At 75.5% G+C, this 19576-nt stretch carries 15 protein-coding genes, 1 tRNA gene and 1 pseudogene; 5 read left to right on the forward strand and 12 right to left on the reverse strand.

Going from position 1 to position 19576, the window contains the following annotated elements; translation table 11 throughout:
- Genes AB0P03_RS09205 through AB0P03_RS09215 form a run of 3 tightly spaced genes read right to left on the reverse strand, consistent with a single transcriptional unit; the run spans window position 1 to window position 4299 of the window.
- Window positions 1–1365, reverse strand: coding sequence for an AAA family ATPase (locus tag AB0P03_RS09205; protein WP_363583580.1), 1365 nt, complete (start codon window positions 1363–1365; stop codon window positions 1–3).
- Window positions 1362–2993: a hypothetical protein gene (locus tag AB0P03_RS09210; protein WP_363628165.1), complete on the reverse strand. Its 1632-nt coding sequence runs from the start codon at window positions 2991–2993 to the stop codon at window positions 1362–1364. The genes AB0P03_RS09205 and AB0P03_RS09210 overlap by 4 nt, the downstream gene beginning before the upstream one ends.
- 55 nt (window positions 2994–3048) lie before the next feature.
- A complete protein-coding gene (locus AB0P03_RS09215) occupies window positions 3049–4299 on the reverse strand; it encodes a hypothetical protein (protein ID WP_363628166.1) in 1251 nt (416 codons plus the stop codon).
- A 286-nt stretch (window positions 4300–4585) separates the two neighbouring features.
- Between AB0P03_RS09215 and AB0P03_RS09220 the strand changes: the two genes are divergently transcribed.
- A complete protein-coding gene (locus AB0P03_RS09220) occupies window positions 4586–5242 on the forward strand; it encodes a histidine phosphatase family protein (RefSeq protein ID WP_363628167.1) in 657 nt (218 codons plus the stop codon).
- A 21-nt stretch (window positions 5243–5263) separates the two neighbouring features.
- On the opposite strand, the gene AB0P03_RS09225 is transcribed toward AB0P03_RS09220, so the two are convergent.
- On the reverse strand, window positions 5264–6853 hold the full coding sequence (locus AB0P03_RS09225; protein ID WP_363583572.1) for a tetratricopeptide repeat protein: 1590 nt from the start codon (window positions 6851–6853) through the stop codon (window positions 5264–5266).
- Between the two features lie 438 nt (window positions 6854–7291).
- Here AB0P03_RS09225 and AB0P03_RS09230 point away from each other — a divergent pair, with 438 nt between their 5' ends.
- Window positions 7292–7816, forward strand: coding sequence for a hypothetical protein (locus tag AB0P03_RS09230; protein WP_363583570.1), 525 nt, complete (start codon window positions 7292–7294; stop codon window positions 7814–7816).
- Window positions 7817–7933: 117 nt separating this feature from the next.
- Window positions 7934–8881, forward strand: coding sequence for a fused MFS/spermidine synthase (locus AB0P03_RS09235; protein ID WP_363583568.1), 948 nt, complete (start codon window positions 7934–7936; stop codon window positions 8879–8881).
- Window positions 8882–9251: 370 nt separating this feature from the next.
- Here the strand turns inward: AB0P03_RS09235 and AB0P03_RS09240 are convergent, their stop codons facing one another.
- The 5 genes and pseudogenes from AB0P03_RS09240 to AB0P03_RS09260 form a co-directional block, all read right to left on the reverse strand.
- Entirely contained in the window at window positions 9252–10160 is a 909-nt protein-coding gene (locus AB0P03_RS09240; RefSeq protein WP_363628168.1) for a hypothetical protein, read from the reverse strand.
- A 110-nt stretch (window positions 10161–10270) separates the two neighbouring features.
- Window positions 10271–10717: a DUF4442 domain-containing protein gene (locus AB0P03_RS09245; RefSeq protein ID WP_363583564.1), complete on the reverse strand. Its 447-nt coding sequence runs from the start codon at window positions 10715–10717 to the stop codon at window positions 10271–10273.
- A 133-nt stretch (window positions 10718–10850) separates the two neighbouring features.
- Window positions 10851–10926, reverse strand: a tRNA-His gene (locus AB0P03_RS09250).
- A 127-nt stretch (window positions 10927–11053) separates the two neighbouring features.
- Window positions 11054–11656, reverse strand: coding sequence for an oligoribonuclease (gene orn, locus AB0P03_RS09255; protein WP_363628169.1), 603 nt, complete (start codon window positions 11654–11656; stop codon window positions 11054–11056).
- A 923-nt stretch (window positions 11657–12579) separates the two neighbouring features.
- A pseudogene (locus AB0P03_RS09260) lies at window positions 12580–13578 on the reverse strand (helix-turn-helix domain-containing protein); the annotation flags it as partial.
- Between the two features lie 976 nt (window positions 13579–14554).
- Here AB0P03_RS09260 and AB0P03_RS09265 point away from each other — a divergent pair.
- Entirely contained in the window at window positions 14555–15355 is an 801-nt protein-coding gene (locus AB0P03_RS09265; protein ID WP_363628171.1) for a GNAT family N-acetyltransferase, read from the forward strand.
- A 162-nt stretch (window positions 15356–15517) separates the two neighbouring features.
- Here AB0P03_RS09265 and AB0P03_RS09270 read toward each other — a convergent pair whose 3' ends face one another.
- Both AB0P03_RS09270 and AB0P03_RS09275 read right to left on the reverse strand, forming a co-directional pair.
- Window positions 15518–16585, reverse strand: a complete 1068-nt coding sequence (locus tag AB0P03_RS09270; protein WP_363628173.1) for an HAD family hydrolase — start codon at window positions 16583–16585, stop codon at window positions 15518–15520.
- 426 nt (window positions 16586–17011) lie between these two features.
- Window positions 17012–17587: a hypothetical protein gene (locus AB0P03_RS09275; protein ID WP_363628175.1), complete on the reverse strand. Its 576-nt coding sequence runs from the start codon at window positions 17585–17587 to the stop codon at window positions 17012–17014.
- Window positions 17588–17659: 72 nt separating this feature from the next.
- On the opposite strand from AB0P03_RS09275, the gene AB0P03_RS09280 reads away from it, so the two are divergent.
- A complete protein-coding gene (locus tag AB0P03_RS09280; RefSeq protein WP_063351389.1) occupies window positions 17660–18139 on the forward strand; it encodes a universal stress protein in 480 nt (159 codons plus the stop codon).
- Between the two features lie 170 nt (window positions 18140–18309).
- Here AB0P03_RS09280 and AB0P03_RS09285 read toward each other — a convergent pair whose 3' ends face one another.
- Window positions 18310–19500, reverse strand: coding sequence for an acyl-CoA dehydrogenase family protein (locus AB0P03_RS09285; protein WP_063349303.1), 1191 nt, complete (start codon window positions 19498–19500; stop codon window positions 18310–18312).
- Window positions 19501–19576: the final 76 nt, after the last annotated feature.

Consider the following 19576-nt stretch of genomic DNA (forward strand, 5'->3'; position numbering starts at 1 on the left):
TCAGCCCAGCCGCACCCGGTGGCCGCTCAGGTGGTGCAGCACCTGGTGGTTGGCCTCCCAGCCGTCCGGGAAAGCGACCGGGACGCCCAGCTGGACCGGCTCGGTGGACGGGTGCTCGTCCAGCAGCTCGCCGATCCCGGCCCGGGCGACCACAATGCAGGCGTGCCGGTGCCGGGAGGCGAGCACGCACAGCCGGCCGGTCTCCAGGTGGAAGGCCGTCGCGTCGGGCCGCCCGGACAACGGGTGCAGCACCACCGTGACGTCGTACTCGCGGCCCTGCAACCGGTTGGCGGTGTCCACCGTGACGGCCGGGCCGGCCGCCTGGTCCACCGGGACGCCCACCCTGAGCAGGGCCGCGCGGACGGCCGCGGCCTGGTCCCGGTGGGCGGTGCCGACCGCGATCCGGTCGGCGGTGAGAGGTGCCTCGCCCTGTTCGGAGCGGGCGGTCAGCCCGCGCTCCAGCAACCGCCGGACGGTGGCCGCGACGGCCGCCACCGCCTGCGGATCGGTCCGCACGGTGTGCCGGGCGGGCAGCTCCAGCAGCGCCCAGCCGTGCTCGGCGGCCCGGTCGATCGCGGCGTCCAGCGCGCCGCCGTCCGGCCGGACGGCGGCGCTCAGCCGGCGGTCGTCCGGGCCGGTGCCGGAGCGGAACGGCGTGTACGGGTAGAACGCCCGCGAGATCAGCGGCGCCGCGCTGGCCGGCAGCCGCCAGGAGACCGGCAGCCGGTGCGGCTCGATCTGCGGGTTGTGCGCCAGCATGGTGACCACGGCGCTGCTCGACGGGTCGTACGACAGGCCCGCCCACTGCTCGGTGCCGACCACGGTGAACGGGTCCAGCTGGCCCGGGTCGCCGACGAACAGTGCCCGCTCGAACAGCCGGGCCACCGCGAGCAGGGCGTCCGAACGCATCTGGTACGCCTCGTCGACGATCGCGTGCCGCCACGGCGCCTCGGCCCGCACCCACTGCCACTTCGCCGAGGTGGAGACCACCACGTCGTGTTCGACCAGCTCGGCGACCTTGTCGGAGGGCGTGACGTTGGCGTGCTTCAGCACCTCCGGGCCGGGCCGGGCGTCGGCGGCGTGCAACCGACCGATCGTCAGGTCCGGTGCCTTCTCGGCGAGTCGGCCGACCAGGTCGTCCACCTGGCCGTTGGTCTGGGCGACGATCATCAGCCGCTCGCCGGCCTCGACCAGCTCCCGGGCCGCCCGCACCACCAGCGTCGACTTCCCGGCGCCGGGCGGGGAATCGACCACCACGCCGCGCGGGGCGCCGGCCGCCGGGTGGACGGTCGCGGCCAGGATCCGGGCCACGGCGGCGTCGGCGGCAGCGCCCGGGGCCTGCTCGGCGCTCAACTCGGCCATCATTCCCACTCCTCGGAGACGGACGGGGCGGGCGCGGGTGCGGGCGCGGCGCCGGGCGGGCCGCCGTGCGTCCACGGGGTGTCGTCCGGCTCGGGCAGCGGCGCGGACTGGCGGACCGTCAGCTCGAACAGGGTGAAGGTGACCGGATCGCCGGGCTCGGGCAGGCTGCCCGGCTCGGGCTCCTTCCTGCGCCCCATGCCGGACAGCAGGCGCAGGGTGATGGTGCCCCCGGCCGGGTCGACCGCCGCGATCTCCGCCTTCTGCGGGGACCGGCCGCCGCCGGCCTCCGGCTGGGGGGACCCCCACACCCGGTGCGCCTCCCGTCCGAGGTCCGCGTGCGGGCGGTCGGCGGTGCGCAGGGTGATCAGCGGGCGCGGCTTGGGGGAGCGGCCGGTGGTGTCGTAGTCCGGCACCACCTCGGTCACCACGCCGCTGAACGCCTCGCCGGACAGCCGGTGTTCGGCCATCGCCAGCGGATCGTCCAGCGCCTCCTGGACGTCCAGCCGGGTCTGCTCGCGCTCGCGCTGGGCGAGCTTGCGGGCGGCCGTGACGGCGTCGTCCTGCCGCGGCTGCGGCGGCTCGCCGGCCGCCAGCCGGTCCCGGTGGCCGGTGTAGGACCAGCGGTCGCCGGTCCAGCGTTCCGCCAGGTGCCCGGCGGGCGGCAGCCCGCGCAACAGGTCCAGGCCGCGCCAGACGTCCCGCCAGGTGGGCAGCAGCACGGCCGCCAGCACCTCGCGCAACTGCTCGACCGCGGCCCGGACGGCCGCCCGGGCACGCTCGGCGGCGGCCTCGTCGCGCTGCTCGGTGCTGTGCTGAAGGGCGGCCGTGGCGGTGTCGTAGCGGGCGATCGCCGGGGCGAGCACGAACTCGTCGAAGCGCGGATCGGTGGCCGGGCCGGCCGGCGGGTGCAGCAGCTGCCCCCGGTCGTCCCGGGCGGACTCGGCGCGCTCGGCCGCCTCGGCACCGGTCAGGCCGTCCGGCGGGGCGTGCCAGGCCAGGTGGGCGGCCAGGTGCTGGTCCTCCAGGTGGCTCTGGCCGGTGGCCCAGTGCCGGGCCAGCAGGCCGGTCATCGGCAGCAGCAGGCTGGTGCCGGGCACCTGGGCGCGGTCGGTGAGGTGGGTCAGCCAGCGGCCGAGCAGCGGCACCCGCACCGGCGCGGGGTACGGCCCCGGTTCGTCGTCCTCGACCGTGCGGCGGAACCGGGTGGAGCGGCCGAGCAGGGCCAGGTGCCGCACGCCCGCGCCGTTCGGCACGATCAGCTGCGGCGCGTCGGCGCACAGCTCGCGGAACACCTGGGTCTTCTCGCCGGTCTCCGGGTCCTTCTCGGAGCCCTCGATCTGCTCCACGTCCTCGGCGAAGGACTCCAGGTAGGGCAGCAGGTCGGCGGCCAGCTCGGCCAGGAAGTCGAACCGCAGGGTGCGGTTGAGCGGCTGCGGTACCAGGTGCAGCCGGGGTGCGTCCCGGTCGGTGCCCAGCAGCACCGCCAGCGGCGCGCCGGCCTCACCGGCGGCCGTCAGCGGCACGACCACCATCGGGCGGTCGGACAGGTGCCGGTGCCGGACGGTGGCCAGCGGCTCGGCCCGCCCGCTGCGGACGGCCTCCAGCCGGGCGAGGGTGGTCAGCAGGCTCATGCGCCCGCCCCCGCCTCGGGCCCGCCGCGTTCGCGTACGGCCGTGCTGCGCCCGCTCATGCGTGGCCCGCCGTCGGGGCCTTGCCCAGCGCCTCGGCGCGCAGCGCGGCCGCGTAGGCCAGCCGGTCGGCCGCCTCGTCCACGTCGGTGTCGGCGTTGCCGTCCAGGTCGGCGTTCTCGTCCACGGCGGCGGCGGTGCCGGCTTCGGCGGCGGCCAGGGCCCGCGTCACCGTCCGGATGCTGCCCAGTTCGCCGCGCACGCCCCGGCCGAGCTGCTCGACCCGGTCGCCGCAGCGGGCCTGGGCGCGGCAGTGGAAGCCGAGCTCGCAGGTGGAGAGGCAGTCCGGGCCGTATGCGGCGGGCACCGCCTCGACCGAGGCGGTCAGCTCCTCGGCGGAGCGGGCCGGCACGCCCTCCTCGTCGGCCGCCAGGTCGAAGTCGGCGCCCGCCGGCAGCTCCGCCAGCAGCCGGTCGATGCCGGTCATCCGGCTCAGCTGACGGCGGGTGGTGGCCAGCTCGCGGCGGACGTCGACGGCGACGGCCGTCGGCCGGTTGCCGAAGTCCTTCGGGCAGACCAGCAGCACGCTCGACCGGGGGCTGCCGGGCAGCCGCTGCTCGGTGTACGGGTCGGCGTCGAGCGGGTGGCCGGCCAGCGCGGCGGCGGTCCGCTGGAGCGCCAGCACGTACACGGCGGCCTGGCGGGCGGCGGCGCCGACCTTGGCCGGGTCCGCGCCGCCGTCCAGCACGGGGAAGGACTTGATCTCGACCACCGTGCACCGCCCGCCGTGCACCACGACCGCGTCCGGCTCCAGGTAGGCGGTGCCGCCGGCCACGTCCAGGCGCAGCATCGGGTGGTCCAGCAGCGTCCAGGCGTCCGGGTCGGCGGCGGCCCGGGCCAGCGCCTCGACCGTCCGGTCGGCCCGGACGGCGGGCCCGGAACGGTGCAGCAGATCCGGCACCTGCAAGGGGGTGCCGCCGTCCGCCGGGACGCCGAGGTGGCCGCGCAGCGGCTCCAGCAGCGCGGCGTAGTCGTCCGCCTTCAGCCGGGACTCGAAGATCACGCCGCGGGCGATCGCGAACGGGGACTGCCCGAAGGGCGCGGGGCGGCCGAGCCGGGCGGCCAGCGCCGACTTGTCCACCCCCGCCGCGTCGAGCACGGCGCGGCGGTGGCAGCCCGGATTGGCGGCGAGCGCGGCGAGGGAACGGGCGTTCAGGCTGCGCTGCGGCGCGGGACCGCGCAGTTCGGCGAGCCGCTGGGCGAGCGGCTCAGCGTGCCCGGTGGACGGGACGTTCGTCGAGACGTTCATGGTGCGGCCCAGTGTCGCACCCGGGTCCGACAATGCGGTGCGGACCGGCCTGTTCCGGCCTGAACCGCGCGTGCGTGCCAGGTGGGGACACCCCGGGACCCGGCCGGCCCGGGCCCGAGGCCGTTTCGGTCCGCCGCCCCCTCCAGGCCGTTTCGGCCCGCCGTCGCCTTCCGGGCCGTTTCGGCCCGGCCCGCGATCGTGCCCGCCGTCCGGGTGAGGGATCATGGAACCCGGTGCTCAAGGGTGAGACCGACCGTTGCCACCGCCCCGCTGCGAGGAGCCTGCCATGCCCGCCCGAATCGTGCTGGTCCGCCACGGCGAGACCGAATGGTCGGCCACCGGCCGCCACACCGGCCGCACCGACATCCCGCTGACCGAGGAGGGCAGGGCGATGGCCCGGGCGCTCGGCGCCCGCCTCGCCAAGGCCCCCTGGAACGGGCTGCCGGACGCGCTCGTCTACACCAGTCCGCTCGGCCGCGCCGAGGAGACCTGCGCCCTGGCCGGCTTCGGGGACCGGGCGGTGGAGCGCCCGGAGCTCCTGGAGTGGGACTACGGCCAGTACGAGGGCCGCACCGGCGCGGACATCCGCGCCACCGACCACCCCGGCTGGCTGATCTGGCGCGACGGCGTGCCCGGCGGCGAGAAGCTCTCCGAGGTGGCCGCCCGGGTGGACGCCTTCCTCGCCGGCCTCAACGAGGAGCACGGCGTCCCCGAGCCGGACACCACCGTCATGCACTGCGCGGACCGGGACGTCGTCCTGTTCGCGCACGGCCACCTGCTGCGCATCCTGACCGCGCGCTGGCTGGGCCTGCCGCCCGAGTTCGCCCAGCGCTTCAAGCTCGGCACCGCCGCGCTCTGCGTGCTCTCCTGGGAGTACGGCGCGCCGGCCGTGGAGGTCTGGAACGACCTCTCCCACCTGGAGGGCCTGGCCGCCAGCCACTGACGGATCGTCAGGATCCGTCCCTCAGGCGGCTGCCGCCTGGTCGTACCCGGCCAGGAAGTGGCGCACCTCGGTCACGGCGGCGTGCGGGCGCAGCCGTTCGGCGGTGTCCGCCAGCATGCTCCGGATCCGGGCCGAGCGGACCTCGCCGAACAGCGCCACGGCGGCCGAACCGTGGTGCGCCGCACCCGCCAAGTCGCCCCGGCCGAGCCGGTCGTGGGCCAGCTCGGCGGTGTACAGCACCCGGTTGCGGACGAAGTGCGGCTTCTGCAGTGCTATGGCCAGCCCGGCCTGCTCGCTGGCGCGGTCCCAGTCGCCGAGCGCGGACCAGCACTGCGACTGCAGGCCGGCGATCTCCGCCTCGCCGAAGAAGGACATCCACTCCGGATCGTCCTCGGAGCGGCCGCGGCCGAACAGCGTGTACGCCCGGGCGATCGCGCGTTCGCAGGCGGCGCGGTCCTGCAGCAGCGCCCAGCCGCCGGCCTCCCGCATGGCCAGCAGTGCGAGCAGCCGGGCGGAGTCCAGCTGGCGGGCGGCGACCTGCCCGGCCTGGGCGGCGCGCAGCGCCTCGCGGGGGCGGCCGGCGTCCCGGGCGAGGAAGGCGCTGTTGCAGAACACGTGCGCCTCCAGTGCGGCGTCGCCGGCCATGCGGGCGGTGGCGAGCGCCTCGGCGTAGAGCGAGCGGGCGTCTGCCAGCCGGTTCGAGTCGTGCGCCAACCAGCCCACCGAGATGGCGAGTTCGCCGGCTCCGGCCTGGAGCCGGCGTTCGGTCTCCGCGCTGTACTCGCCCTCGTTGAGCAGCAGGTAGGCGGTGCGCAGCGACTGCCCGGCGCGTTCGAACAGGGTGTCGCCGCCGTGCGCGTCGTCGGCCAGCCGGATCTCCCGGACGGCCTCCTCGACGCCGAGCACCTCGGCGGCGCCGACCTTGCGGGGTGGCGGTACCGGCCCGGGGCGGCCGGGCACGAAGGCGCCGGGGCCGGGCTCGAACAGCACCGGTGCGGCGGGGTCGGTGGCGGCACTGCCGGTGGCCGCGGCGGCGGCCACGGTCGGCCGGTCGATGCCGATCACGGTGGCCAGCGCGGTCGGGCCGCCGGCCAGGAACGTACGGCGACGCACGTCGTCGTTCTCCTCGTCGAGATAGGGCGATCCATCAGGCCCCCGGGGCACCGCGACGGCCTTCGGCCACGGGGGCTTGGTCGGAGCGGCTGGGTCCGCGTACGGCGAGGCAGCGTACGGGAGTTGAGTGGAGAGTGGTGAGCGCGGGGCGGGCGGGGGCGGGAACGGTGGGTGGAGCGGGGGGGCTTCGGCCCTCCCGCCGGCACCGTCCGCCGGGCGGCGGCGGACGGCGGTCCGGGGGGAGAAGCCGAGTTCGGTGAGCGTGCGATCCGGCCACATGTGCCGGAAGACCCGCTCGTAGGCGTAGTTGGGGCAGCGGATCTCACCGGATTCGACCCGTCCGACGTAGCGGGCGTCGCAGGAGACGTGCTCCCCGATCTCCCGGGCCGCCCGGCGCACGGCCATGGCGAACTCGCCGGGTGAGCGGTCGCCGCGCAGTGCGCGCATCACGGCGTTGGGTGACGGGCGGTTCGGCTCGGCCGGTGGGGTGGCTGCCATGGTGCGCTCCGTGGTCGTGCGGAGGGTGGTGGTGCGGGGGCGCGGCCGGCGGCGCCGGAGGTGCGCGGGTGTCGGGTGCGGGGGCGAAGTGCGGGTACGGTCCGGGTGTCGGCACGGTGGTGCGCGACGGTGCGGGAACGGCCCGGTGTGGCCGGTGGGGTCGTCGCGACCCGCCACCGACAGTACCGGGCGTGACCGGTCGACCACAGCCGGTTCCTGGGAGATGTGCCCCCAATTCGGTATAAAGCGGGCGCGGTTGCGGGTTATCCGCCATGAAATGCCATGCCTTGCTGTAAGGCGCCCCGTGGCCTGCGCGGTGTCCGCCGCGTTGTCCTGATACGTGGAAGCCCAGGCCGTCGCCCCGGCCTGCCGTCCGTCCCCGCGGCCCCCACCTCCCGGGCGGCGGCGCTTCCGACCCGACGAGGTACAGGAGGGCCCATGATGGCCACCGGACTGCCGCAGTACCGACCGGCCGCCGGCGGCGTGCTCGCCGGCGCCGCCCCCGCCCTGCTCCCCGACCCGGCCGACGACCGGATCCCCGGCCGGGGCCCGGTCGAAGGCGGACGCGCGCCCCGCGGCGGCCGGCACCCCGGCCACCGCCTCGGCCCCGGACCGGACCAGGACACCCTCGTCACCGCCTGCGACACCGTGACGGTCGCCCTGCGGCACGGCCTGGAGGCGGTGGACATCCTGCGGCTCCGCAGGGCCTGCGGAGCCGTCCTGCAGAGCCGCAACGGCAGCACCGTCACCTTCCTCGTCCCCGCCGGCACCAGCGAGACCTGGCACCTGCCCGGCAGTTCCTGTACCGCCGGCGCCCTGCTGCCGACCGCCACCGACCCACGGTGGGTGATGCCCCCCTCCGGCGCCGCCTGCGCCGCCCGTCCCACCGACGCCTGGGTGCTCCGATCCGCCCTCTGCGAGGCCGCCTGCACGCTCACCGCAGGCGGCCTCGGCCCGTTCTAGCGGGCGTGCCGTGCGGATCCCGCCGGGCCCGCGAGCCTGGCCCGCCCCTCCGGCCGGATCCACCTGGCACGCCCCGGACCTCCCTGACCGGCGAGGCCGCCCCGCCCGGCGGCGATAATGGCGGTCATGGGACGAAGCAGCAGAGCAGCCCGGGGCACGGGCCGCGGCACCGAGCGCGGCACCGAGCGCGACACCGGGCCGGACGTCACCGGCCCCGGCGGCCGCACCCATGCTCAGGGCCCGCTCACCCGCCCGGTCGGCTCCGGCCTCGCCGAACTGCGCCCCGACCGGGACCGCCCCGCCGCCTGGTCGCTGCTGATCGACGGCGCCCCGCAGTCCATGGTCGACCTCGCCGACCCCACCCACCTCGGTTTCGAGTACCAGCGCCGGCTCGGCCACCTGATCGACCTGGTCGCCCCGTCCGGCCGCCCGCTCACCGTGCTGCACCTCGGCGGCGGCGCCCTCACCCTGGCCCGTTACGTCGCGGCCACCCGGCCCCGCTCCCGCCAGCAGGTCGCCGAGATCGACACCGCGCTCACCGAACTCGTCCGCACCGAGCTGCCGTTGGAACGCAGCTGGCAGATCAAGGTGCGCGGCGCCGACGCCCGCAGCGTGCTCGAACGCACCCCCGAGGGCAGCGCCGACCTGGTCATCACCGACGTCTTCTCCGGCGCCCGCACCCCGGCCCACTGCACCACCGTCGAGTTCACCGCCCTCGCCGCCCGCGCCCTCGCCCCCGGCGGCTGGTACGCGGCGAACATCGCCGACGGCTCGGCGCTGCCCTTCGCCCGCTCCCAGATCGCCACCCTCGGTGCGGTCTTCCCCGAACTGTGCCTGGTCGCCGACCCCGCCGTCCTGCGCGGCAAGCGCTTCGGCAACCTCGTCCTCGCCGGCGCGCACGCCCCCCTCCCGATCGCCGACCTCACCCGCCGCGTCGCCTCCGACGCCGCCCTCGGCCGGGTCGAACACGGCCCCGCCCTCACCGCGTTCGCCGCCGGGGCCGTCCCCGCCACGGACGCCACCGCCGCCCCCTCCCCGGCCCCGCCCCCGGGCGTCTTCCGCTGACCCCCCGGCTGACTGCCCGGTTGACCTCCCGGCTGACCGCCCGGCGGGGCCGCGTCCGGCTGACCGCCCGGCGGGGCCGCGTCCGGCTCACCGCTCGGCGGGGCGCCCGGTTGACCTCCCGGCTGACCGCCCGGCGGGGTTGCCCACCGCCGCCTGAAATCCTTTGACGGTGGTCCGGGTCGCGGCTGACAGCGGCGGTCGCCGTCCGGCCTGCGGCGGCTCGGCATCCCGACTCCGGTCCGGACGCGGAGCCGTCCCGTCCGGCGAGGAGCGCGACCCGGATCGGCAGCACGCCGCCCGGTTCGCCCCCGGGCGTGCACGTCCGCGGCTGGCGCTGGCGCTGGAGCCGTCGCCAGGAGCGTGAGCCCGGTCAGTGCCCGCGCGGCAGGCCGCGGTGCTTGCACATGGCCGCGCCGGTCAGCAGCAGCCCGGCGGCGATCGGCGCGAGGACGGCGGTCGCGGTGGCGGAGCCGTCGCCCACGGCCGTCACCGTGGCGGTGTCGGCGAGCACGAGGGTTTCGGGCGGCTGGGCGGGTGCGCCGGGCCCGACCGGCGGGGCGGTGGTGGCGCCCGTCCGGTCACGGCTCGTGGCGGGTCCGGCCGCGCTCCGCCCGTCCGGGGCGGTGGCCTCCTGGACCGGGGGCGCGTCGGCCGCCCCGGACGGGCGGGTGGTGGCGGCCGGTGCGGCGGAGCGGCCTCCGGCGGCGCCGGACCGTGCGGTGGCGGGCAGTTCGGCGGGCCCGCCCTCCCGGGAGGCGCGGGTCTCGGCGGGGCGGCCCTGGGCGGGAACGGTGTCGAGCAGGCCGGAGGCGATCGCGAAGGCGTCGGGGACGGCGGCCCGTTGCCCGGGCAGGGGGAGGCCGCCGGCCCGGATCCGGTCCTGGAAGACGCTGCCGACCGTGCCGGTGGCGCCGTCGATCCCGGCGTCGGGGACGGTGCCGGTCAGTTCCCCGGCGAGCCCGGGGGAGGGGCGGTCGGTCTCCTCGGCCGCCGGGCGCCCGGGGGCGTCGGACCGCTCGGCCGACGGCCCGTCGTGCGCGGGCCGCCCGGCCTGGACGAGCCGGCCGGGCGGCCCGCCGGCCAGGGTGCGGCGGACGGCGGGGCGGGTCTGGTCCGGCAGCGGGTCGGCGGAGGCGCCCTGCGCGCCGAAGCCCCCGAGTTGGGCGAGGAGGGCGCCGCCGGCGGCGAGGACGCGGGGCAGCCACCGGCCGATCGCGCGCCGTGCGCCGACGCCGCGGGGGGCGGGTTCCTGGGGCTTGGTCGCGTGATTGGCTCGCATGTGAGTTGAGAACGAGCGGACGGGTCGTGAGGTCACGCCCGCCGTCACGGACAGTCATCGCACGGGTGGCCCCGGGGCCGGGTTGCCCGGGGCCACCGGCCGTGGCGCGGTCAGGAGTTGGGGCGCAGCGTCCAGGTGACGGTCATCACACCGGTGACGGCGCCGTCGGCGCGGGTGATCTCGACGGTGACCGGGAACTCGGGGCGGCCGCCGGCGTCCAGCTCGGCGACGACCTCGGCGGCGGGGCGACCGAGGACGGCGGTGGCGGTGACCTCGCCCATGGCGAGCTTCTTGTAGGCGATCTCGGCGTTCACCGCGAGCGGCACGGCCCGGGAGAGCTGGTCGCCGAAGGCGGCGAGCACGATGCAGCCGCTGGCGGACTCGGCGAGGGTGAACATCGCGCCGGCGTGCGGTCCGCCGACGTGGTTGTGGTACGCGGGCTGGTCGGGCAGTCGCAGTACGGCGCGGTCCGGGGCGGTCTCCAGGTACTCCAGCTTGAGGGTGTGCGCCATCGGCACGGTGGAGTCGAGCAGCTGGCCGATCGAAGGTGTGGTCATGGCAGGAATGTTACTAGCCGGTAGCTTCTGGCGGCAGGCCTGCGCCGGGAAAACCCGAACCGCGGTGGAGAGTTGAGGAAACGCGAAAACGCCTGAGGGGCCGATCTCTCGAAGAGATCGGCCCCTCAGGCTCTGGGGTGAGTGACGGGACTTGAACCCGCGGCCACCTGGACCACAACCAGGTGCTCTACCAACTGAGCTACACCCACCATCTGTCCGGCTCGTTCCCGCTTCCGCGTTCCCGTTCCGACAGGAAGAACTCTACAGGATCCGGGAGGGTGCTCGCGCCAGGCTTTCGTCCAGGCGAACGCGGGCACCTCCCCCGGGCTCCTCCGGTCAGCCCTCCGGGGCCTGGTACTTCTCGGCGATGGCGCGCGCGGTGTCGGTGTCCGGTCCGGGCTGCGGGACGAACACCGCCTCGCGGTAGTACCGCAGTTCGTCGATGCTCTCGCGGATGTCGGCGAGCGCCCGGTGGTTGCCGCCCTTCTGCGGGCTGTTGTAGTACGCCTTCGGGTACCAGCGGCGGGCCAGCTCCTTGATCGAGGAGACGTCCACGATCCGGTAGTGCAGGTGCTTCTCCAGGGCCGGCATGTCCCGGGCGAGGAAGCCGCGGTCGGTGGCCACCGAGTTCCCGCACAGCGGCGTCCGGCCGGCCTCCGGCTCGTGCTCGCGGATGTACGCGAGCACCCGCGCCTCGGCCTCGGCCAGCGTCACGCCCTGCTCCAGCTCCTCCAGCAGGCCGGAGGAGGTGTGCATCGCGCGCACCACCTCGGGCATGCCCGCCAGCGCCTCCGCCGGCGGGCGGATGATGACGTCCACACCCTCGCCGAGGATGTTGAGCTCGGAGTCCGTCACCAGTGCCGCGACCTCGACCAGGGCGTCCTGGTCGAGGTCGAGGCCGGTCATTTCACAGTCGATCCATACCAAACGGTCATTCACACAACTCACCCTACGGCGCGATCACGCGCCGCGGGGACCGGCGGAGCCGAGCGGGGCTCCGGGGCACAGCCCTCGGCCTGGTGCTCCTCCGCGCCGCCGTGCGGGCCGTGGCCGTCCGGCCGCTCGCCCTCCCGCCCGGTCCGGACCGCGTGACCGTCCCGGGCCGGACGGGCCTCGCGCGCCGCCCGGGCACCGTCGGTCGCCGCCGCCCGGCCGCCCTGCGGACGGGCCTGCGGCACCCGTGCCTGCCGGCCCCGGAGCTCGCCCGCCCCGGTCGTCGGCTGCCCGGTGGGGGCGGGGGCCGGCACCCGGCCGCTCGCCGAGCCGTGACTGCGGGCGGAGCCCGCCGCGGCACCCGGTTCGTCCGCGGGCCGTTCGACCGCACTGCGGTGTCCCTGCCCCTGGCCGCGCGCCCCCGGCTGGGGGTGGCCGTCCTCCGCCGCCGCGTGCTCCGCGGTGCGCGGCGGACGCCCCGCCCCCGACCCGGCCTGCGGCGGCACCAGCGGTGACCGCACCGGACCGCGCCCCGCACCCTGCTGCCCGGGGTGCGGCTGCTGCGCGGCCTGCTGGTGCGGGTACGGCTGCCCGGCACGGGCGTGGAAGGCCCGGTCGGCCGGCGTCCCGGCCTGCCCCGGGGCGAACGGGCCGGGCTGGCCGTGCGGGCCCGGCTGCCCCGCCGAGGCCGGTGACGCGCCGTGCGGCAGCGGCTGGCCGTGCGGTCCGGCCTGTGCCGGTGCGCCGTTCCCGGCCGGGAACGGGTACGCGGGCTGCGCGCCGTGCTGCATGCCGTGCTGCGTGCCGTGTGCCCCGCCGAACAGCGCCGCGCCCGCCGCCGACCCGGCCGCGGCCGCCGCGTGCGGCAGCGCGCCGGGCAGCCGCAGGTCGCCGCCGTGCGGACCGGTCGGCACCGCCGACTGCGGCCCGGGCCGGCGCGCCCGGTAGCTGGTCCGGTACGCGGCCGGCGAGACCCCGAGCTGGCGGCGGAAGTGCCCGCGCAGCGCCACCGGCGAACGGAACCCGCACCGGCGGGCGACGTCGTCCACCGACAGCTCCGAGGTCTCCAGCAGCCGCTGCGCCTGGAGCACCCGCTGGGTGATCAGCCACTGCAGCGGCGCGCTGCCGGTGAGCGTGCGGAACCGCCGGTCGAAGGTGCGTCGGCTCATGTACGCGCGGGCCGCCAGCACCTCGACGTCGAACTGCTGGTTGAGGTTCTCCAACGCCCAGGTGACCACCTCGGCCAGCGGGTCGTTGCCGATCTCCTCCGGTAAAGACTGATCGATGTACTGGGCCTGTCCGCCGCCGCTGCGACGGCTCGGGACCACCAGGCGGCGGGCCAGCGCGTTGGCCGCCTCGGCGCCGTGGTCGCTGCGCACCACGTGCAGGCACAGGTCGATGCCGGCGGCGGTGCCGGCGGAGGTGAGCACGTCGCCGTCGTCGACGAAGAGCTCGCGCGGGTCCACGTGCACCCGGGGGTAGCGCTTGGCCAGCGTCGGTGCGTACATCCAGTGGGTGGTCGCCGGACGGCCGTCGAGCAGGCCGGCGGCGGCCAGGACGAAGGCGCCGGTGCAGAGCCCGATGATCCGCGCGCCCTCGTGGTGGGCCTTGCGCAGGGCGGTGATCGCCTCGACCGGCGGGGGCTGCGAGATCGAGCGCCAGGCCGGTACGACGATCGTGCCGGCCCGGGCGAGGGCCTCCAGACCGTACGGAGCGGAGAGGGTGAGGCCGCCGGTGGTGGCGAGCGGGCCGTCCTCGCCGGCGCAGACCAGCAGCCGGTAGCGCGGTACCCCGGCGTCCTGGCGGTCGACGCCGAAGACGGACAGCGGGATCGAGCTCTCGAAGATCGGGGCGCCGCCGAAGATCAGCACCGCGACGGTCTCCCGGCGGCGGCGGCCGGAGAGCTTGCGCGGGGCGGAGACCGTCATCGGGGTCGACGAGCCGTTCGCGCCCGGGCCACCGCCGTGGCCCAGCGGGCCGTGGCCGGGGGAGCCCAGGGGGAGGCCGGCGAGCGGGCCGCCCAGGGAGTTGGTGGGGGCGCCGTTCAGGCCAGGAGTGCCGTTCGCTCCGATCGCGCCGTTCGTCGCGCCCGTCCCCGGGTAGCCGGGGTAGGCCGGGAAGTCGGCGCCGTAGGCCTGCGCCGGGCTGACGGTGCCTCGGCTGACGGCCTGTCCGGAGTGCGACTGCTGGCCGCCGTGCACTGCTCCGCCGTATGCCTGCCCGCCGTACGCGGGACCGCCGTACGCCTGCCCGCCGTGTGCCGCTCCGCTGTGCTCTGCGGCCGCCGCCGGGGTGCCGGTGGCGGCCGTGCCGGTGGAGGGCACTGTGGGGTACGAGGAGTGCGAGGCGGCGCCCGGGGTGCCGGAGTTGCGGGTGGTGGCGGCGGTCGCGGAGGTGCCGGTGCTTCTCGCGGACCGAGCCGCGATACCGGCCGCCGCCTGGCCGCTGTCAGGACCCGCGTCGCTCCTGCTCACCCTGCTCAAGGCGCTCAAGCCCCCTCGGTGGTGTGGTGTGGGTGGTGCGGCACTGCTCGCCAAGATCGAAATCTATCGGGTTGACCATTGCCGTTGTGACAAGTTCACCATCCGACGCTATGTCGACATGGCAATTTGGCGTGATGCATTCGATCACGAAGCGTGGCACCCGTCGACCCTTCTGGGAAGAGGGCCGGTGTAACGGTGGCTGGTTGTCGCGGGGCCGCTCCTGGGGCGTCCGGCCCGCGCGCGCCCGGTCGGCGGGTCTGGGCTGCGGATTTGCCCAAGCGGGAGGGATTGGCGCGAAATTGACCGAAAATCGGCGGTGCACGAGAGGGCGCACGAAATGAGCTCGTGCGCCTCCCAGGCTTCATCCGGCCAGGGCCGGGGCGGCGAAACCTGGGCGTGACGTCCGGGTTACCGTCCTGCCGTGAACACCAACAGCCGGCTCGAACAGGCCAACGACAACGCCGCCGCCTTCTGGCTCGCCCAAGCCCGCGTGCACGGCTGGCGGTTCCGCACCCGCCCGGGCTTGACGGCGGTCCGCTGCGCCCGCACCCCGGAGGACTCGCACCGCTTCGTGGTCACCGGTCCGTATATCGAACCAGCGCTGGTGGAAGGTGAATTGGCGGACCTCCTGAAGGAGTGGGAAACCATCTGCTTCACCCTGGAGGACCCGTACGGCGCACTCGACCTGACCCGGTTCGGCGCCACCCGGATGCCGGTCATGCCGGTGATGACCCGTGAACCCGGCCCGGTCGACGGCGTCCCGGCCGTCCTCCCCTTCCGCTCGGAGGCTTACCACGGAGGATCCCTGACGGTCGATGAGGCGCTGGACGGCGATGCGTTCGCGCAGGTCGAGCGTGCGATCGTGGACGGCTTCCCGCTGCCCGCCCGGCAGCCCTGGACCCGTGGCGACGCGCTGCCGGAACAGCTCCTGCGCGAACCGGGGCTCCGGGCCTGGCTGGGCCGCGTCGACGGCGCCACCGCCGGCACCTGCCTCACCTACGACGACGGCCAGGCCACCGGGGTGTACTGGGTCGCCACCCTGCCCAGCCGGCGCGGCCAGGGCGTGGCCCGCGCCGTGCTCCAGACCGCCCTGGCCCATGCGCACCCCGATCGCCCGGCCACCCTGGTCGCCACCTCGCTCGGCGAACCGCTCTACCGCAAGCTCGGGTTCACCGAGCAGGCCCGCACCTGCTGGTGGACCCGGACCTCCGCGCACGGCTGACGGCCGGGCCGCCCCGCGGCGGGTCGTCGCCAGGTGCGGGGCGGGTCGCTGGTTGCGGTGCGGTGCGGTGCGGTTGGGTGGAGTGCGGTGCGGTGCGGTGCGGTGGGGTGCGTGAAGGGCGTGTGGGGCGGGGTGCGCGAGGTGGCGCCTTCAAGCAGGGCGCTACGGGGCGGCCGCCGCCGGTGCCACGGCGAACGTGGTCCGCGCGGGCCCGACCCCATCCGCCGCCGTGCGGACGGCCGTTGGGCGCGCCACCGCGACGGGGCGCAGCACGCTCGACCCGCGGTCCGTCGCCTGGCCCGCGCCGGGGATCAGGCCAGGACGGCTGTTGGCGACCACGGCAAACTCGCCGGTGCGGTTTCGGACATCCGACCCCGCCGTCGAACCATCGGGGGCACTCGCCGCTCCGGCGTTCACGGCGGCAGGCGTGAACGGGCCGTCAGGGGCGGATTCCGTCAGCTGTGCGCTGGTCTGCGCGCCGGTGAGGGCCCCCGCGCGCACCGGCACCCCGGCGGACCGCCGCTGGACCGGCCCACCCGCGCGCAGGCCCGGCCTGGCCGACGGCGCGCCGCGTGCGGCGAGCACCTGGCCGACGGCCTCCGGCAGGCCGGCCGCCTTCAGCGTCGGCCGGTAGCCGCTCTCGGCCCAGGGCCGGCCGTGGTGCAGCCAGACGCTGCGCAGGCCGGCCAGTTCGGCGCCGGCGATGTCCGCGGGCGCGTGGTCCCCGACCATCCAGGTGTGCGCGGCCCACGTCCCGGTGGGTGCGACGCCGCACCGCTGGGCGGCTATCTCGAAGATCAGCGGATCCGGTTTGACGCAGTCGGCCTCCTCGGAGATGACCCAGCCGTCGACCAACGGCCCCAGCCCGGTCAGCCGGATCTTCTCCAACTGCGGCCGGGTGCCGCCGTTGCTGACGATGCCGAGCGTCCACCCGGCCGCCCGTGCCGCCCGCAGCGCGTCGACGTGTCCGGGCGGGCAGTGGATATGGGAGTTGATGCCGCGTCGGTAGTGGGCGAGCAGGAACTCGACGGAGACGTCCAACCCGTAGCGGCGCCGGACGGCGGACAGTACGGTGCTGCGCGGCACGTAGCCGCCGCCGTCGAGGGTGACGAACCAGTCGAGGTCTCCGGGCGGCAGGTCGCGCTCGGACAGGAAATCCTGAGCCCAGGCCCGGAAAGCGGCGTCCCTGGGGAGCAGCGTGTTGTCGAGGTCGAACAGGAGCAGGGGCATGCCGAGCATGGTGCCAGCGGCCGCGCCTATGCACCTGGCAAATGCCAGACCGCGTCGCGAAGCCGTACGTAGTGGCTGAAACGGGTTCCAGAACCTGGCGTACGGGTGGGTCCGGGCGGGCCGGCTGAGGCTGGCGGGACGTGACGGTTCGCGACGTGTCGCAACGGATCGTCGCCGATCCATGACAGTCCGGTCACGGTGTCCGGCAGGCCTGTTGCGTCGCCCGGTCCGCTCAGTCAAGCTCCAGGGAACCTCCTTTCTGGAGGGGGCGCGTGGCCTGCGGGCAGGGCGCACTGCCGACGGCGGGCGCATCCTCCTTTCGCGGGAACAATGCCGCTCCGAGGCCTCACCGCTGGGCTGGGCCTCACACCCGTCGTACTCTGAAAGGAACAGGTCACATACGGTGCTGCGCGGCGCAGACCGACGTCATCCCGTGGGCGGGCCTGCTGCCCGGGCGGCGTTGTCCTCTCCTGTCGGCCCCTCTCCCATGAAGAGCCGTGAGCCATGGCTGGTTTTGAGTCCTTCCGACCGGTGGAGCCGGACGCGCCCCGCAACGCGGGCGCGGACACCGGGGACGACGGCGGCCGCGCGGACCTCGCTCCAGCCGACGGCCACGCCGATGCATCGGGTCGTCTGCCCGCCAGCAGGCAGGCCGATGGCCAGGTCGACGCCCAGGCCGACGAGCCGTGCTGCGTACCGGCCGACGAGCACGGGGGTGAGCGTGGGGGCGGGCGGGCTGATGATCGTGTCGACGAGCACGCCGGCGAGCGGGTTGTCGGTGAGCGGGTTGGCGACGCCGCCGCCCAGCGAGCCGACGAAGCCGACGAACCGGCTGGCACCTCGGGCGTCGCTGGTACCGCCGATCTCATCCCGGGCGCCGAGGAAGCAGGCCTGGAGCCGGGCGCTCCCCGGGGCCTCGTGCGCGCTCTGTGCGGCCTGGTCCGACGGGGCGGCCTCGCCCGGCACGACCGTCCAGGGCCTCGCCAGCGGCGTGGCGGGCACCCGGCCGACCCCGCAGGTTCTCCGGTGACGGGCCGCCTGGGCCCGGGCGCCGAGCGCCCGGAGGCGTCCGGCCTGCCCGGCGCGCACACCGAGTCGACGGCCCGGGACGCGTCCGCACGCTCCCTCGACCCGGTCTTCCAGCACGGCGTGGTCGTCGGCTTCGATGGCTCCCTGTCGAGCGAGCGCGCCCTCGCGTACGCGGTGGGCATGGCGCGCCGTTCGCAGTGCGGCCTGGTGATCGTGCACGTCGCCAACCGCCTGCCCGCCACTGTCTGGGCAGGCTGTGAACCTCCCGTCTTCGTCGACCTCCCCGACCACCGGACCGAGGTCCTGGGCTTGGAGCTCGCCTGCGCGGACTTCCTCACCGGGGTGCCGTGGATCCTGATCGAGCGGGGCGGCGACATCTGCCACGAGATCGAGGAGGTCGGCCGCGAGTACGCCGCCGACGCGATCGTCGTCGGCACGACGCACGGCCTGCTCGGCAAGATCTTCGGCTCGGTCTCCGGGCGGCTGGCGCGGCGGGCCAACCGCCCAGTGATCGTGATCCCCTGACGCTCCGTCGGGCGTGGCGTGTCCGCGCCCCCGGAGGCGTCTCCCCGTTGTCGGCCGATGGTGTCGGCCGCTACTGGCGTCGACCGCCCCGCCGACGTAGGCCCGCTCCTCTGCGTCGGGGGCTCCTCAATGTCGCCTGAGGAGCGGGTAGTTGCTCCGGTGGGGCCGGATCAGAACCCGGCGCCGATCTCCCGGGCGATGAGCATGCGCTGAACCTCCGATGTGCCCTCCCCGATTTCCAGGATCTTGCAGTCGCGCCAGAAGCGGGCGACCGGGAACTCGTTCATGAAGCCGTACCCGCCGTGGATCTGGGTCGCCTCGCGGGCGTTGTCGACGGCGGCCTCGGACGAGTACAGCTTCGCGATCGCGGCCTCCTTCTTGAACGGTTCGCCGTGCAGCAGCCGGGAGGCGGCGTCCCGCCAGGCCAGGCGAGAGGTGTGGGCGCGCAGCTCCATGTCGGCGAGCTTGAACTGGATGGCCTGGTTGGCGCCGATCGGCCGACCGAAGGCCCGGCGTGTGCCGGCGTATTTGACGGACTCGTCGACGCATCCCTGGGCCAGGCCGGTGGCCAGGGCCGCGATCGCGATGCGGCCCTCGTCGAGGATCCGCAGGAACTGGGCGTAGCCTCGGCCGCGCTCGCCCAGCAGGTTGGCCGCGGGAACGCGGCAGTCGGTAAAGGACAGTTCGCGGGTGTCGGATGCGTTCCACCCGACCTTCGAGTACTTCTTCGATACCTGGAACCCCGGGGTCCCGGTGGGCACGATAATGGAAGAGATTTCGCGCGTTGGCGAGCGGAATTCGCCTTCTTCACTCGAACGAGCGATCGGTTCCGTGAGTGCGGTGACGGTGACCAGACCGGTGATGTCCGTGCCGGAGTTGGTGATGAAGCACTTGGTGCCGTTGATGACCCACTCGTCGGTGGTCTCGTCGTACCGCGCGGTCGTGCGGGTCGCGCCGGCGTCCGAGCCGCCCTCGGGCTCGGTCAGACCGAAGGCGCCGAGGAGTTCGCCGGAGGTCAGCCGGGGCAGCCACTCGCGCTTCTGCTCCTCCGTTCCGAACCGGTGGATCGGCATCGCGCCGAGCGAGACGGCCGCCTCCAGGGTGATCGCCACCGAGGAGTCGACCCGGGCGAGTTCCTCCAGGGCGATGCCCAGCGCGAAGTAGTCGCCGCCCATGCCGCCGTACTCCTCCGGGAAGGGCAGGCCGAACAGGCCCATGCGCCCCATCTCGCGGACGATCTCGTAGGGGAACTCCTCCCGCTCGTAGAACCCGCCGATCTTCGGCGCCACCACGTCCTGGGCGAACTCGGCGACGGTGCGTCGCAGTTCCTCGTACTCGCTGCTGAGCCGGTGGTCGAACACGGTGATCCTCCTGGAGCCCGGCCGGGGTGGCCGCGGGCGTGAGCGGGACGACCGGCGCCCGTCTGACGGTGTGACG

The sequence above is a fragment of the Kitasatospora sp. NPDC088779 genome (assembly GCF_040685395.1).
Lineage (GTDB): Bacteria > Actinomycetota > Actinomycetes > Streptomycetales > Streptomycetaceae > Kitasatospora.

Excerpts from the sequence above, each read along its gene's own strand:
- AB0P03_RS09235 (WP_363583568.1), top strand. The coding sequence starts at position 7,934 with ATGGCGGTCATGGGACGAAGCAGCAGAGCAGCCCGGGGCACGGGCCGC.
- AB0P03_RS09245 (WP_363583564.1), bottom strand. The coding sequence starts at position 10,717 with ATGACCACACCTTCGATCGGCCAGCTGCTCGACTCCACCGTGCCGATG.
- AB0P03_RS09215 (WP_363628166.1), bottom strand. The coding sequence starts at position 4,299 with ATGAACGTCTCGACGAACGTCCCGTCCACCGGGCACGCTGAGCCGCTC.
- AB0P03_RS09220 (WP_363628167.1), top strand. The coding sequence starts at position 4,586 with ATGCCCGCCCGAATCGTGCTGGTCCGCCACGGCGAGACCGAATGGTCG.
- AB0P03_RS09210 (WP_363628165.1), bottom strand. The coding sequence starts at position 2,993 with ATGAGCCTGCTGACCACCCTCGCCCGGCTGGAGGCCGTCCGCAGCGGG.
- AB0P03_RS09225 (WP_363583572.1), bottom strand. The coding sequence starts at position 6,853 with ATGGCAGCCACCCCACCGGCCGAGCCGAACCGCCCGTCACCCAACGCC.
- AB0P03_RS09205 (WP_363583580.1), bottom strand. The coding sequence starts at position 1,365 with ATGATGGCCGAGTTGAGCGCCGAGCAGGCCCCGGGCGCTGCCGCCGAC.
- AB0P03_RS09240 (WP_363628168.1), bottom strand. The coding sequence starts at position 10,160 with ATGCGAGCCAATCACGCGACCAAGCCCCAGGAACCCGCCCCCCGCGGC.
- AB0P03_RS09230 (WP_363583570.1), top strand. The coding sequence starts at position 7,292 with ATGATGGCCACCGGACTGCCGCAGTACCGACCGGCCGCCGGCGGCGTG.
- AB0P03_RS09270 (WP_363628173.1), bottom strand. The coding sequence starts at position 16,585 with ATGCCCCTGCTCCTGTTCGACCTCGACAACACGCTGCTCCCCAGGGAC.